We start from the raw sequence: 13,695 nt of genomic DNA on the forward strand, positions 1-13,695 counted from the left end.
GATGAGCGAATGGACGATCGGAGACGTTCTGGACGCTATGGCCGACGCCGTGCCGGACCGGGTGATGACGATCTGCGGGGACCGCACCAGTACGTTCGCCGAATCCGCCGACCGGACCCGCCGACTGGCAAATTTTTTGGCGGACAGGCGGTTCGGGGCATATAGCGAGCGTGACTCACTGCGAAACTGGGAATGCGGCCAGGACCGGGTGGCGCTCATCATGTACAACGATCTCTATTCCGACCTTGTGATCGCTTGTCTGAAAGCGCGAGTGGTGCCGGTCAACGTAAACCATTACTACACACCGCGGGAAGTGGCCGAGTTGCTGGCCTACGTCAAACCTCGGGGTGTCGTCTACCACCGCTCGCTGGGTGCCAAGTTCGCCGACGTCCTGACCACTTTGGGTGCCGACCTGCTGATCTCGATTGACGACGGCAGCGCAGCTGCTCAGCTCGGGGGTTCCGTTGATCTTGAAGACGCTCTGGCACAGGGTGATTCCGACCACGACAGCACACCCTCACCCGATGACCTGATGATGATCTGCACGGGCGGAACGACGGGGCGGCCCAAAGGCGTGCTGTGGCGACAGGCCGACATGTACGTCGCGTCGATGAACGGCGACGACCACGCCGACGCCGGAGAGATCCAGCAGCGGGTCCAGAACGCGGGAGCACCGTGGTTCGCGGTGTCCCCGTTGATGCACGCCGCCGGGATGTGGACCGCGTTCTCCGCCATTTTGTCCGGGCAGACGGCGGTCCTCTACGACACCCGGCAGAAGTTCGATCCCGCAGCAGTGCTGGCGATCGCCGAGCGCGAGAAGGTCGGTCTGATGACCATGGTGGGCGATGCCTATGCCGCGCCGCTCGTCGACGAACTCGGCCGGCGCACCTACGACCTGTCCGCGTTGTTCGCGATCGGTACCGGTGGAGCGGCCACCAACGTCAAATATCAACGGGCGCTGTTGAAATATCTGCCGCACATCACCGTCATCAACGGCTACGGCTCCTCGGAGACGGGCAACATGGGGTTCGGGCACAGCCGGCAGGGCACCCAGGCCGACACCTTCACCATCCGCGCCGGCGGCCTGGTGTTGTCGGAAAATTACCGCAGGTTCCTCGATCCGGGCGAACCGCAGATCGGTTGGGTGGCCCGTACCGGACGGATTCCGCTGGGCTACTTCGAAGACGAGGCGGCGACCGTCAAAACGTTTCCGGTGGTGGACGGGTTGCGGGTAGTGATATCGGGTGACCGAGCCCAGGTGGACGCCGACGGCACGCTTCGGCTCTTCGGGCGCGACTCGTTGGTGGTCAACACCGGTGGTGAGAAGGTGTTCGTGGAGGAGGTCGAGGAGGTATTGCGCGCGCACCCGGCCATCGCGGACGCTCTCGTGGTGGGTCGTGACAGCGAGCGGTGGGGACAGGAAGTGGTGGCGCTGGTCGAACTGCGCGCGGGTGCCGAGCCCGACACTGACGCGTTACGCACACATTGTGCCGCCGATCTGGCGGGGTTCAAGGTGCCCAAAGCGATTATCGTGGTAGATCGGGTGCGCCGGCTGGGCAACGGCAAGGCCGACTATCGATGGGCCAAACAGCGAGCTGAAACGGTAAGCATGGCAAAGGTATCCGGAGAATGAGCGGACGGAGCCACCGGCCGGTGATCGACTGCCTGGTCAACGTGCACTTCGGCGAGACCGAAGCGCAACCGGAGTTCATGAAGCGAGTCCGAGACGACTACTTCAAAGGACCCACATCAATGTTCGACCCGGTGGATCTCGCGGAACTGCTCGACGAGATGGACGAACACGGCGTCGAGAAAGCCATCTTGATGGACAATCTGGTCAAGCCCTCGGTCACGGCCCGCAAGTTCGTCGACGCGCGCCCGGACCGGTTCGCCCTGGCCATCGGCGGCGTTAACCTGCTGCGCCCGGTAGCAGCATTGCGCGAGTTGAGTGCGACGGTTGCAGACCTGCCGGTGGCCTACACCGTCGTGGGCCCCAGCTTCTGGGCCGACGGCATGTACCCGCCCAGCGACGCCGTGTATTACCCGCTGTACGCCAAGTGCGCCGAGATCGATCTACCGTTGTGCGTCAACACCGGCCTGCCTGGGCCGCCGATCCCCGGTGAGGTGCAGAACCCGATCCACCTGGACCGGGTGTGCGTGCGGTTCCCGGAGCTGAAGCTGTGCATGATCCACGGCGCGGATCCCTGGTGGGACATCGCGATCCGGATGCTGATCAAGTACCGGAACCTACGGCTGATGACATCCGCCTGGTCGCCAAAGCGGCTGCCGGAAAGCCTCATTCACTACATGCGCACCCGTGGCACCGGCAAGGTGATCTTTGCCTCCGACTGGCCGGTACTGCGCCAGCACCGCGTGGTACCCGAGGCCAGGGCCCTCGATCTGCCGACCGACGTCCTGGACAACTACCTCTACAACAACGCCAAAGAGTTCTTTTTCGGCTTGGAACAGGAGCAGTAACAGTGGATCGCTACGAGTTGCGCCGCATGGACTACAGCCTGACGGAGGATCACAAGGCCCTGCAGGCCGCCTACCGGCAACTGCTGGAGACCCACTGCCCCATCGAGACGGTATGGGCTGCGCAGGAGACGGGATTCGACAAGAGCCTGTGGGAGCGACTGTGCGCCACCGGCGCCACCTCGATGGCAGTCGGGGAGCACGCCGGCGGGGACGGCGCGACCCTGGTGGATCTCTCGTTGGTCGCCGAGGAAGTCGGCCGGGTGTTGGCCCCGGTGCCGTGGATCGATCATGTCTGTGCCGTGCGGTTGGCCGAGCGACTTGGAGCGGTCACACCGGAGATGGTCGAGGGCAATCGGATCGTCGGTCTCGAGATCACGCCGGAACCCGTGACAGGACAGCGGCTTATCCCGTCCGCAGCGATCGCAGACAGCCTCATTGTCCGGGACGGGGACGAGGTGGTGTTACTGACGTTTGCGACCAACCCGACGCGGGTGCCCAATCTCGGTCAGTTGCCGATGGCCTGGGTAGACCCTGCTGCGGCGGATTCCCGCACGGTCCTGGGCGCGGGTCCGGAGGCGATGGCCGCCTACGGTCGTGCCGTCGACGAGTGGCGGGTGCTCACCGCCGCGGCGCTGACCGGTCTGGTCGAGCAGACCATGACCATCGCCGCCGAATTCGCCAAGATGCGCTACACCCTCGGTGTTCCCATCTCGACGTTGCAGGCGATCTCACATCCATTGGCCAACATGGCAATTGCCGTCCAGGGCGGCCGTAATCTCACCCGGCGCGCCGCGTGGTTCCTGGACAACGAACCCGACGAGCGACCGGAATTACCGGGTTGCGCGTTTGTGTTCATGGCCGAAGAGGCACCTAAGGCGGCAACGATGGCGGTTCATATTCAGGGCGGTCTCGGTGTCTCCGTGGAAGCCGCGGCGACCGCGTATCTGGTCCGGGCCCGAGGTTGGGGCTTGGCCGGCGGTGATCCGGGACTCACGGCCAAGCAGGTAGGTCGACTGGTCGCCGAGCGGGAAAGCGCATAACACAATGGATTTCGGACACGTACAACTCGAAGATGACGACAAGGCGTTTCTGGCCGAGGTTCGCGCATTCCTGGCCGAGCACGTGACGGATGAGGTACGCCGTCGGGACCGGGACACCGGTGACAATTTCGACGAGGGCGTGCACCTGGCGATCGGCGCCGCAGGCTACCTGGAAAAGGAGTGGAAGTCCGCGGCCGACGGCGGCTTCACCCGGGTGCGGCGGCGGATCTGGGAGTTGGAGAAGCGCCGCGTACACACGCCCTGGGTGACTTGGGGGACAACGGCGATGGTGGCGCGCGCCGTCGCCGCCTTCGGCAAACCCGAACTCGTGGAAGAGGTGCTACCGAAGGTCTTCACCGGAGAGGTACGGATGTGCCTGGGTTACACCGAACCCGAGGGGGGTTCCGACATTGCGACGTGTAAGACGCGGGCGGTGCGGGAGGCGGACGGGTCGAGTTGGATCATCAACGGGTCGAAGATGTTCACCACCGGCGCGCACAACTGCCAGTACGTCTTCCTGATCACCAACACCGACCCGTCAGCGCGAAAGCACAAGAGCCTGACCATGTTCCTGGTTCCCCTCGACCTGCCCGGCATCGAGATCCAGGGCATCCGCACCGTCGACGGTGACCGGACGAACATCGTCTACTACAGCGACGTGCGGGTCGACGACAAGTATCTGCTCGGAGAGGTCAACGGCGGTTGGACGGTGCTGCGCGGACCGCTGGATGCCGAACACGGCGCCGTGGCAGCGGCGCCGGACGGGTTGCAGGACGTCGCGATAATGCAGCATCAGACCGGCTTCATGTCGGCGGCCTTGGACGCCGTTGCAGCCAGGGTCGCCCAGCCGGGACCGGACGGGGCGCGACCGATCGATGACGGATCCGTGGCATACCGGCTGGGCCGCAGCGCCGCGCGGTTGGAGGGTGCACTGTCGACTCCGAGCATCTTCGGCAGGGTCGCCCAGGCGCAGACCATGCGCGACATCGGATCCGATTTGATGGACATCGCCGGACCCGCCTCGGTGCTACCCATCGAGACCGACGGCGCCGCGGACAACGGAACGTCGGAATATCTCTACCGGTTCGCACCGCTGGCTGGGATTTACGGCGGGACGTTGGAGGTCTTCCGCAACATGATCGCTCAGCACGTGCTTGGCCTGGGTAAGCCGAATTATTCGCCGCCGGCCGCCAAGGCGTCCTGACCGACGCCTTCCGACGCCTTCCGACGCCTTCCGAGAATTCTTCAAGGATCCTTCAAGGTCGCGCCGCCAGCATTGCGGCATGACCACAACCGACCCGCGCGGGATTCAAGAGCGTCGCCCCGAGCCGCTGCACCCGCCGAGTCACGTCCTTGCTTACTGCGCGGCATTGGCCTTGACAGCCGGGTTCGTGAACGCGGTAGCGCTGCTGATCCTGGCTGTGCCGGTGGGCAACCTCACCGGCGTCACCACCCAGCTCGGTATGGATGCGGCCAATCCCTGGCGATACGAGAGCCACGTCTTGATAGCCATCCTGCTGGGCTTTCTGGTAGGTGCGGCGGTCGCCGGGGCGTTGCTCGCCTCGAACGGGGCGCCGCGCAGGACACGGCATGCCACCGTGCTGGTGATCGAGGCGCTGCTGCTATTCCTTGCCGCCGCAGGGGTGGAATCGGGACCCGTGCAGGCGTACCTTGCGGCCCTTGGGATCGAGGAGACCGCGATCCAGGCGCTGCTTGCTGCGGCCGCGCTCGGCCTGCAGAACGGGTTGACGTCCAGCTTTCGCGGGATGTCGGTGCGCACCACCCACTTCACCGGCACCGTCACTGACCTGGGGCTGATGCTCGGCCGGAGTCGGCGGCACGGAGTGGACAAATGGAAAATCGCGATCCTCACCGTCACGCTGTTGCTGTTCCTCGCCGGCGGTGTCATCGGGATACTGACCGGAGCACAGCTCGGCGGATACGCACTGCTGGTCCCGGTCACAATCTGCGTGGCACTGGCCGGTGTCAACGTGGCGCAGGGCCGCGCTCAGGTGGTAAGAATCGTCGCTGCGGCCGTGCCCGGTGCGCCGTAGAGCTGGGTGAAGCCGACCCGGGGTTGCCCGGGGACCTGCCGGTCACCGGCTTGACCGCGCAACTGCCGGACGATCTCGTGAATCTGTCGCAGACCGGACGCGCCGATCGGTTCACCGTTGGCGATCAACCCGCCATCGGTATTCACCGGCATCGGACCGTTGATCTCGGTGGCACCGTCGGCGAGCAACTTCTCCTGGTCCCCGTCGGCGCAGAACCCGCACTCAGCCAGATGGATGATTTCCGCGCCGGCATCGGTGTCCTGCAACTGGATCACGTCGACGTCTTCCGGGCCGACGCCCGCCTTCTCGAACGCGGCACGGGCGGCGTACACGGTGGGTGCCACATCTTCTGTAACGGGTGCAAAGGTGGTGTTCACCTCGTAGGCGCCATATTTGCGCGTGCGTACCTCCACCGCCTTGAGGTAGACCGGCTTGTCGGTGTACCGGCGGGCGATGTCCGCACGGCACATCACCACCGCGGCCGCACCCTCGTCCGGTGCGCAGAACATGTACTGCGTCAGTGGATAGTTGAGCATCGCGGAGTTGAGGATCTCGTCTTCCGGTATCGGCTTACGTCTGAACGCATTCGGATTCAGCGCGCCGTTGCGGAAATTCTTGGCAGCGACCTTGGCGAGGGTGCGCTGTGAGATGCCGTGATCGTGCAGGTACCGATTGGCCTTCATCCCGAAGAATTGGGTGGTGAGGTACTGACCGTTCTCGGCGTACCAGCGCGGCATGCCCACCAGCGCCGGGTCTTCGGTGAATGCGCCGCGGGGGTGCTTGTCCAGCCCGACGGCTATGCCGATGTCGTAGTCTCCCAGCCGAATTCCGTCGGCGCAGACCTTGACGGCACTGGCCGCGGTGGCACACGCGTTGAACACGTTGGTGAACGGTATGCCGGACAGGCCGACCATGCCGACGACCGCATCGGGATTGGCCACGGTCCAGCTGCCGCCGGTCGCCGCCTGGATGTCGTTCCACTGCACCCCGGCGTCCTTGACCGCGGCGAAGATCGCGTCGACGCCCATCTGCATCGCGGACTTTCCTTCGAATCGGCCGAAGGGATGCAAGCCCACGCCGATGATGGCCACGTCGTTCATTGCCGCGATCTCGCCTTCCTGGTGTCAAGACACTTGACTATAATACTGTAACCATTACCGTTGGTCGTTCCAGGTCCCTCAGGGAGAGGTCGCGTGCCGTGGGCAAGGTGGTGTTCGATCCATTCTCCGAAGACTTCTTCAACAGCCCCTATGAGACCTACCGGCGGATGCGGGACGAAGCCCCGGTCTACTACAGCGCCGAATACGACTTCTACGCGCTGACCCGCCACGAGGACGTGGCCGCGGCGTTCAAGGACTACCAAACATACTCGTCGGCGTACGGGGTCGATCTGTCGCAGGTGCGCAAAGGTCAGGTGACCAAACACGGCTCGATCATCGCCATGGACCCCCCGCAGCACCGGCGCATGCGCGGCCTGCTCAACAAAGTCTTCACGCCACGCGCCATCCAAGCACTGCGGCCATTGGTGTCAGAAGTGGTCGAAAAGTATTTATCCGCAGTGAATCCGGATGGTTTCGACTTCGTCCAGGACTTCTCGGCACTGTTTCCCGTCGACGTCATGACGACCATGCAAGGGGTACCGGAGCGGGACCGTCAGCAGATCCGGTTGTGGATCGACGACCTGTTGCACCGCGGTCCCGGAGAGGTCGACATGGGCGAGGTCGGCCAGAAGTCCGCCGTCGACATGGCGGTTTACTACTTCCGGCTCACCAAACAACGCCGCGAGAATCTGGCGGACGACCTGCTCAGTAGGCTGATCCAGGCCGAGATCGAACGGGAAAACGGCGAGATGGCGCCGCTGGACAACATCGAGATCACCGAGTTCGCAACGCTATTGGGTGGTGCCGGCGCCGAGACCGTGACCAAGCTGATCGGCAACGCCGCCGTTGTCTTCGCCAGGAATCCCGACCAATGGCAGAAGCTGCTCGACGATCGCAGCAAGGTGCCACTGGCCGTCGAGGAGTTGCTGCGTTACGAGGCGCCGGCGCAATACAACGTGCGGCGCTCGACCCGCGACGTCACGTTGCACGGCGTGACCATCCCCGCCGGAAAGCCGGTTTTCCTGGTCGGAGGCTCAGCTAACCGGGATCCGCTGGCATGGACCGACCCTGACTCCTTCGAGATCGACCGCGACCGCACCCAAGCGCAGAATCTGGGGCTGGGCTACGGCATTCACAGCTGTCTCGGCGCCGCGCTGGCCCGTCTGGAAAGCGCCATCGCGCTGGAACGCATGCTCGACTTCATGCCTCGCTACCAGGTTGACTGGGCGGGTTGCCGACGGGTCAACATGCAGAACGTCGCGGGCTGGAGCAACGTGCCGGTCCGGGTGCTGCGCTAGTCGCCGGGGTCTCGCCGCCACACCAGGGTGCTGCGCGTGTTCGTGCCGCCTGCGGACACCATGCTCGCCGATAACGTCAACCGGTCACCATCGACCCGTGCGTCACGGATTTGCGGCTGCCGCAACAACTCCGGCATCGTCGCGATCAGGACCTCGTGACGCACCGTCGCCGACGCTTCGTCGACGTGGAACCGACCGCCGTAGGAGATGAACTCACCGCCGGGTCCCGGCGTCAACTGCGCAGACATGTGACCGTCGGTGGTGTAGAGGATCAAGCCGATCGGGTGCTCACCGAACGGGTGCCGAAGTTCGCCGGAGTCGGTGTTGCGGGAAACGAACGACTCCAATCGCCAACCACCGAGTATCGCCCGACCGAGATCATGCACCGGTTGACCCTACCGAATTAATTACAGTAGCGTCCACACGCATGGACGGTGCCAGTCAGCGCGCTGGCGTGAAGATCGATGGGGGCATCCCCATGGATCTGGTGCGGGTGCCCGGCGTGGCCGCCGAACTCGAGCAGCGCCACTATGACGGCTGTTGGACTGGCGAGATCAACCACGATCCTTTCCTGCCCATGCTGCTGGCGGCCGAGCACACCTGCAGGATCGAACTGGGCACCAGCATCGCGGTCGCGTTCGCGCGCAATCCGATGACGGTGGCACACACCGCCTGGGACCTGCAGGCATATTCCGGCGGCCGGTTCATCCTGGGATTGGGCACCCAGGTCAGGACCCACATCGAGAAGCGTTTCGGTATGACCTGGAGCCATCCGGTACCGCGGATGCGCGAGTTCATTTCGGCGCTGCGGGCCATCTGGCACTCGTGGCAACACGGCGACCGGCTGAGCTTCGAGGGTGACTTCTACACCCACACGTTGATGACACCGATGTTCGTCCCAGAACCGCTATCCTGCTCGCCGCCAGAGATTTTCGTGGCCGCGGTGGGCGAAGCGATGACCGAGATGTGCGGTGCAGCCGCAGACGGCCTGATCGCGCACGCGTTCACCACCAGACGTTATTTGGACGAGGTGACCCTCCCGGCATTGCGGCGCGGGCTCCGGCGCGCGGGTCGCGAGCGCGCCGAGGTTGCGGTGTCATGCCCGGTGTTCATCGTGACCGGGCGCAACGAAGCCGAACTCGATCGGTCCGCGGCGGTGATCCGCAAGCAGGTGGCGTTCTACGGGTCGACGCCGGCCTACCGGAAAGTGCTCGACCTGCATGGCTGGGGCGGCCTGCACACCGAGTTGCACCGCCTGTCCCGCCAGGGTGACTGGGATGCCATGGGCGCGTTGATCGATGACGAGGTATTGGACGCCTTCGCCGTCGTCGCGCCCGTCGAAAAGGTTGCGGCCGCGTTGCGAGCACGGTGCGCGGGTGTCGTCGACCGAGTGCTACCGGGATTCCCGGCCGACCTCCCGTCCTACACGGTCGCCACGATCCTGGAAGGGTTCCGGAATGGATAGGGTCAGGGGCAACACGGTCGTCGTCACCGGAGGGGCGCGCGGCATCGGGTTCGCGACCGCAAAAGCGTTGCTGATTCGTGGTGCGCTGGTGGTGATCGGTGACCGCGATGCGGGCGCATTGGAGACCGCCGTAGCCGAATTGCGCGGTGCGGGCGCGGTTCTGGGTTATCCACTGGATGTCTCCGATCGGGATTGTTTCGCGCAGTTCCTGGATATGGCCAGGGCCGGCGTCGGTGGCGGGATCGACGTGCTGATCAACAATGCCGGGGTGATGCCAGTCGGTTCGTTCACCGCCCAGCCGCCACACGCCATCCGGTCCGCACTCGAGGTGAATCTTTATGGCGTGCTCAACGGTTGTCAGCTGGTGTTGCCTGAGATGGTGGCGCGCCGTCGCGGACACATCGTCAATATCGCGTCGATGGCCGGTGTGATGGCCATTCCCGGGCAGGTGGTGTACGCGGCGTCCAAATTCGGTGTCGTCGGGCTCAGCGTGGCGATGGCCGACGAATTCGCCTCCCACGGGGTACATGTCACCGTCGTGCTGCCGCCCTTCACCCAGACGGATCTGATAGCCGGCACAAAGGCGTCCGGAGTGGGCAGGCCGGTCCGGCCCGACCGGGTGGCCGCCGCCATCGTCGGCGCCCTGGACAAGCCGCGAACCCAGGTATCGGTCCCGCGGGCCGCCCGGTTCGTCGGGCCGGCGGTGTCGATGCTGGGAACACGCGGCAGACGCTGGCTCAACAAGCGCGTCGGCGCCGACACCCTGTTTCTCGACGACATTGACCACGCCGCAAGGGAGTTCTACGAACGGCGTGCGCGGTCCGCGCTGGGAGTCGTCGACCCTAGGGATTGAGCGCTTGCTCGCGTGCCCACCGGTAGTCCTGCTTGCCGGACGGGCTGCGAACGATGCTGGTGCGAAACGCAATTGCCTTGGGCAGTTTGTAGCGCGCCAGCGATTGGGCGGCGTGGGCTATCAAGTCGTCGGCCGCGACCTGCGCACCCTCGGCGACCGCGACCACGGCCACCACCTCCTGACCCCACCGCTCGCTGGGCCGACCGGCGACGACAACGTCGGCTACCGCGGGATGGGACGCGATCGCGGTCTCGACCTCCTCGGCGAAAATCTTCTCCCCGCCGGAGTTGATGGTGACCGAGTCCCGGCCCAGCAACTCGATGTGGCCGGCCTCGTGATGCCGCGCCCGGTCACCGGGGACCGCGTAGCGCACACCGTCGATCACGGGAAAGGTCGTGGCCGTCTTGGCGGCATCGCCCTTGTAGCCCAACGGAACATAGCCACGTTGGGCCAGCCAGCCGATGCCGTCGTGGCCCGGTGTCAGGATCGACGAAAGATCCTCGGCTGCAACGAAAGTATCCGGCCCGGCATTGAAGTTTCCGGTCGACACCGAGCCGGAAGTCGACATGTGGCTCATCTGGGCGCCGGTCTCCGACGACCCGACTCCGTCGATCACCATCGCGTTGGGCAGGGCATCGATGAGGCGCTGTTTGACGTACGGCGTCAGCAGGGCCCCGCCGTTGGCGACGACGAATAGCGAAGACACGTCGGCTGTTCCCCTCTCGATGGCCTTCTCGATTGCGGCGACCAAGGGCCGCGCTATGGCGTCCCCCACCACCGTTACCACCGCGACGCGTTCGCGCTCGATGGTACGCACCACGTCCTCGGCGTCCAGATGATCCACCACAGAGGGGAATACGACGGTCTGCCCGGTGGTCAGCGCGCTCATCACGGTCCACTGCGCCGCACCGTGGATCAACGGCGGCAACACCATCAACTTGGTACCCGGGCCCGCGGTCACCCGGGCCACGATCTCGTCGACGGAGTTCACATACTGCCCGCTCACCAGGTCGCGGCCGCCGAACGAGGTCATGAAGATGTCGGCCTGGCGCCACAGCACGCCCTTGGGCATGCCCGTAGTGCCGCCCGTGTAGAGGACGTACAAGTCGTCGGGGGAGTGCTGCACCGGCGGCGGTTGCTGAGCGTCAGCCACGATGCTCTCGTAATCGACTGCGCCCTCCAGCAATTGGTTGCCCGAGTCATCGGCGATCTGGATCAGCACCCGCAACTTCGGCAGATCGGGTAGCACTTCGGCCACTCGCGGCGCGAACACCGCGTGGTACAGCAGAGCGCTCGCGCCCGAGTCCGCTAGCAGATATTGCAGCTCGTTCTTCACATAGCGGAAGTTGACGTTGAAGGGTGCGACGCGCGCAGCGAAGCTGCCGAACAGCGCCTCGACGAACTCGTTGCCGTTGTAGGCATACAGCCCCAGCAAGTCCTGGCCCACTTCGTGGCCGGGCAGTTCGGAGCGCTCGGTGTGGCAGCCCAGCCCCTGTGCGTGCAGAAAGGCGGCCAGGCGATTGGACCGCTCGATTATCTGCGCGTATGTGAAACGCCGGTCTCCCTGGACGACGAGTTCGCGGTCGGGCACCGCGGCGGCGACGGCCGCCGCGACTGCAGGAACAGTGAATTCAGGCACAGGACTCCTTCGCCGAGCAGACGCGAGACTCAGGGTTGGTGGGGTAGCAGACGGACCATCAGCCCGGTCGCTTCAGTGAGTGTCGCACCACCAGAGCTTTTCATAGACGCCGCGATGAAAACTTTGCGACCCTCGATTCGTTCGATATGACCATGTGCGGTCAACGGCTCGTCGATCGGCGTGATCTTGCGGTAATCGACGTGCAGGAAGGCGGTGCGGGTGGGACGAATATCGGCGCCGGTGACCACCATGCCGAACAGCCAGTCGTAGAAGAGCGGGATCATGCCGCCGTGCACCGCATGGTTGCCACCCACATGGGACTGAGTGAAATGACCGGCCATGGCGACACCATCTGGTCCGGCCTCCGTGAGGGTCCACGGCGGCATCAGCGGATGACCCAACCCGGGTATCTCGAGGACCCGACCGGCCGGCGCGTCGATTTCCGACACCCGATGCGGTTCCATCAGCGCGCAGATACGTTCAATGTGATCGGTCGCAGCGTCCCAGGTCGCGAGGTCCGGTTTGGTGGAGACGGTGAGGTCCTGCAGGCGGCGCAACGCGGAGACGAACCGGTCCAGCCCGGGCGGTGCCTCCAACGGTCCGACGTCGGGAAAGCCACCTCGGGTGTCGCCGGCAGTCTCGGTCATAGCGTCCCTTCGGTCCAGGCCTCGAGCAGAGATCGGTGGTGGTGATGGTGGCCAGTAGTTTCATGCCGGCACATCGTAGAATTGCGTGGCCCATTTACGCAGCGCCATATAGCCTTTCGCGTCATCTTTGGACAACGCCGGCCGTTCGACGTACTTCTGGTACCGCCAGATCTGCAGATCGTCGAACACGGTGGACAGGAACTGCCGTTCGATGACGTCGCGCAACTTTCCCTCGGGCACGTCGGCTGTGTCGCCGGGGGTGCGCGGCCACCAGATCGAATAGAACAGGTCCGACGACTCGTCGTCGATCGGCGTGCAGGTAAAAATAAGCCGGTGGTTCTGGGCGCCCTCGAAGGCGCTGATGGCGCCACCGAGACCGAACAGATGGCTGTGGAACCGCAACGCGAGATCCTCGGGGTCGTCACTTTGCGCGTCCGGCCAACCCGCGACGAATTGCCACTCGTGTCCGTCGATTTTCCATTCCAGCACCCGCGGGGTCACCGTGGCATGGTGCACGTACTCGAAATGTGCACTGTCCGGCGCATTCTCCGCCACGATCTGTGGATGCACCGGTTCCCGCTCGGCCCGCCGGGAGAATTCCGGATAGGCACGGTAGTAGGCGGCGGGATCGGTTTCGAATTGCGGAAACTTGTGGAAAATGTCCGGCATTTCCCACAGCGGCGGGTCGCCGTTGGGATGATGCCAGGCGAACACACAGTCGTACTGCTCGGTCACCGGAAAGACCCGCAGCGTCAGCGCCCGGTTGGGCCGGTCAGGCTGGGTAACGGTTGGTGCCGTCCGGCCCCCAGCGCCAACCATGGAACGGGCACTGCACGCAGTCACCGACCACCTTGCCGCCATGGCCGATGTGGGCGCCGAGGTGTTTGCAATGCGCTTCCAGCACATGCAGCACGCCGGACTCGTCACGGTAGGCGACCAGGTCTTCGCCGAAGTACCGAAGGGGACGCACCTCGCCGACGGGAAATTCGGGTGACCACCCGATCATGAACCACCCGGTGACCTTCCAGGTGAAGGGGACTTTCACTTGCCGGTGCCTCCGTCTGACTGATACTAAATCCGTTACAGTATAGATTTCAGCAGTTCGCCCCAGCGCGCGGCAA

The 13,695-nt window shown here is 64.7% G+C and carries 12 protein-coding genes and 1 pseudogene; 8 read left to right on the forward strand and 5 right to left on the reverse strand.

Annotated elements, in window-relative coordinates; translation table 11 throughout:
* Nucleotide 1: 1 nt before the first annotated feature.
* The 5 genes from A5636_RS20095 to A5636_RS20115 all read left to right on the forward strand — a co-directional run bounded on the left by A5636_RS20095 (nt 2) and on the right by A5636_RS20115 (nt 5,572).
* Nucleotides 2–1,633, forward strand: coding sequence for an acyl-CoA synthetase (locus tag A5636_RS20095; protein ID WP_065160366.1), 1,632 nt, complete (start codon nt 2–4; stop codon nt 1,631–1,633).
* On the forward strand, nt 1,630–2,478 hold the full coding sequence (locus A5636_RS20100; RefSeq protein ID WP_065160367.1) for an amidohydrolase family protein: 849 nt from the start codon (nt 1,630–1,632) through the stop codon (nt 2,476–2,478). The genes A5636_RS20095 and A5636_RS20100 overlap by 4 nt, the downstream gene beginning before the upstream one ends.
* 2 nt (nt 2,479–2,480) lie before the next feature.
* Nucleotides 2,481–3,518 carry an acyl-CoA dehydrogenase family protein gene (locus tag A5636_RS20105; RefSeq protein WP_065160368.1) on the forward strand — a complete coding sequence of 346 codons (1,038 nt, stop codon included), beginning with the start codon at nt 2,481–2,483 and terminating at the stop codon, nt 3,516–3,518.
* 4 nt (nt 3,519–3,522) lie between these two features.
* A complete protein-coding gene (locus tag A5636_RS20110) occupies nt 3,523–4,722 on the forward strand; it encodes an acyl-CoA dehydrogenase family protein (RefSeq protein ID WP_065160369.1) in 1,200 nt (399 codons plus the stop codon).
* Between the two features lie 79 nt (nt 4,723–4,801).
* Nucleotides 4,802–5,572: a YoaK family protein gene (locus tag A5636_RS20115; RefSeq protein ID WP_081287893.1), complete on the forward strand. Its 771-nt coding sequence runs from the start codon at nt 4,802–4,804 to the stop codon at nt 5,570–5,572.
* Here the strand turns inward: A5636_RS20115 and A5636_RS20120 are convergent.
* On the reverse strand, nt 5,527–6,672 hold the full coding sequence (locus A5636_RS20120) for a thiolase family protein (protein ID WP_065160370.1): 1,146 nt from the start codon (nt 6,670–6,672) through the stop codon (nt 5,527–5,529). The two genes, A5636_RS20115 and A5636_RS20120, sit on opposite strands and share 46 nt — an antisense overlap.
* A gap of 98 nt (nt 6,673–6,770) precedes the next feature.
* Here A5636_RS20120 and A5636_RS20125 point away from each other — a divergent pair, with 98 nt between their 5' ends.
* The gene (locus A5636_RS20125) at nt 6,771–7,970 is read left to right on the forward strand and encodes a cytochrome P450 (RefSeq protein WP_065160371.1); all 1,200 of its coding nucleotides are present in this window, start codon (nt 6,771–6,773) and stop codon (nt 7,968–7,970) included.
* Here the strand turns inward: A5636_RS20125 and A5636_RS20130 are convergent.
* Nucleotides 7,967–8,356 carry a lipocalin-like domain-containing protein gene (locus A5636_RS20130; RefSeq protein ID WP_065160372.1) on the reverse strand — a complete coding sequence of 130 codons (390 nt, stop codon included), beginning with the start codon at nt 8,354–8,356 and terminating at the stop codon, nt 7,967–7,969. The genes A5636_RS20125 and A5636_RS20130 overlap by 4 nt on opposite strands.
* A gap of 41 nt (nt 8,357–8,397) precedes the next feature.
* On the opposite strand from A5636_RS20130, the gene A5636_RS20135 reads away from it, so the two are divergent.
* Together A5636_RS20135 and A5636_RS20140 are read left to right on the forward strand one after the other, a co-directional pair.
* Nucleotides 8,398–9,435: an LLM class F420-dependent oxidoreductase gene (locus A5636_RS20135; RefSeq protein ID WP_065160373.1), complete on the forward strand. Its 1,038-nt coding sequence runs from the start codon at nt 8,398–8,400 to the stop codon at nt 9,433–9,435.
* Entirely contained in the window at nt 9,428–10,288 is an 861-nt protein-coding gene (locus A5636_RS20140) for an SDR family oxidoreductase (protein ID WP_065160374.1), read from the forward strand. The genes A5636_RS20135 and A5636_RS20140 overlap by 8 nt, the downstream gene beginning before the upstream one ends.
* On the opposite strand, the gene A5636_RS20145 is transcribed toward A5636_RS20140, so the two are convergent.
* The 3 genes and pseudogenes from A5636_RS20145 to A5636_RS20155 all read right to left on the reverse strand — a co-directional run bounded on the left by A5636_RS20145 (nt 10,278) and on the right by A5636_RS20155 (nt 13,619).
* A complete protein-coding gene (locus tag A5636_RS20145; protein ID WP_065160375.1) occupies nt 10,278–11,927 on the reverse strand; it encodes an acyl-CoA synthetase in 1,650 nt (549 codons plus the stop codon). The two genes, A5636_RS20140 and A5636_RS20145, sit on opposite strands and share 11 nt — an antisense overlap.
* A gap of 29 nt (nt 11,928–11,956) precedes the next feature.
* On the reverse strand, nt 11,957–12,574 hold the full coding sequence (locus tag A5636_RS20150; RefSeq protein ID WP_065160376.1) for a PaaI family thioesterase: 618 nt from the start codon (nt 12,572–12,574) through the stop codon (nt 11,957–11,959).
* A gap of 60 nt (nt 12,575–12,634) precedes the next feature.
* Nucleotides 12,635–13,619 (reverse strand): annotated as a pseudogene (locus A5636_RS20155) (Rieske 2Fe-2S domain-containing protein).
* Between the last annotated feature and the right edge of the window lie 76 nt (nt 13,620–13,695).

The organism is Mycobacterium asiaticum, from assembly GCF_001673315.1.
GTDB classification, from domain to species: domain Bacteria; phylum Actinomycetota; class Actinomycetes; order Mycobacteriales; family Mycobacteriaceae; genus Mycobacterium; species Mycobacterium asiaticum_B.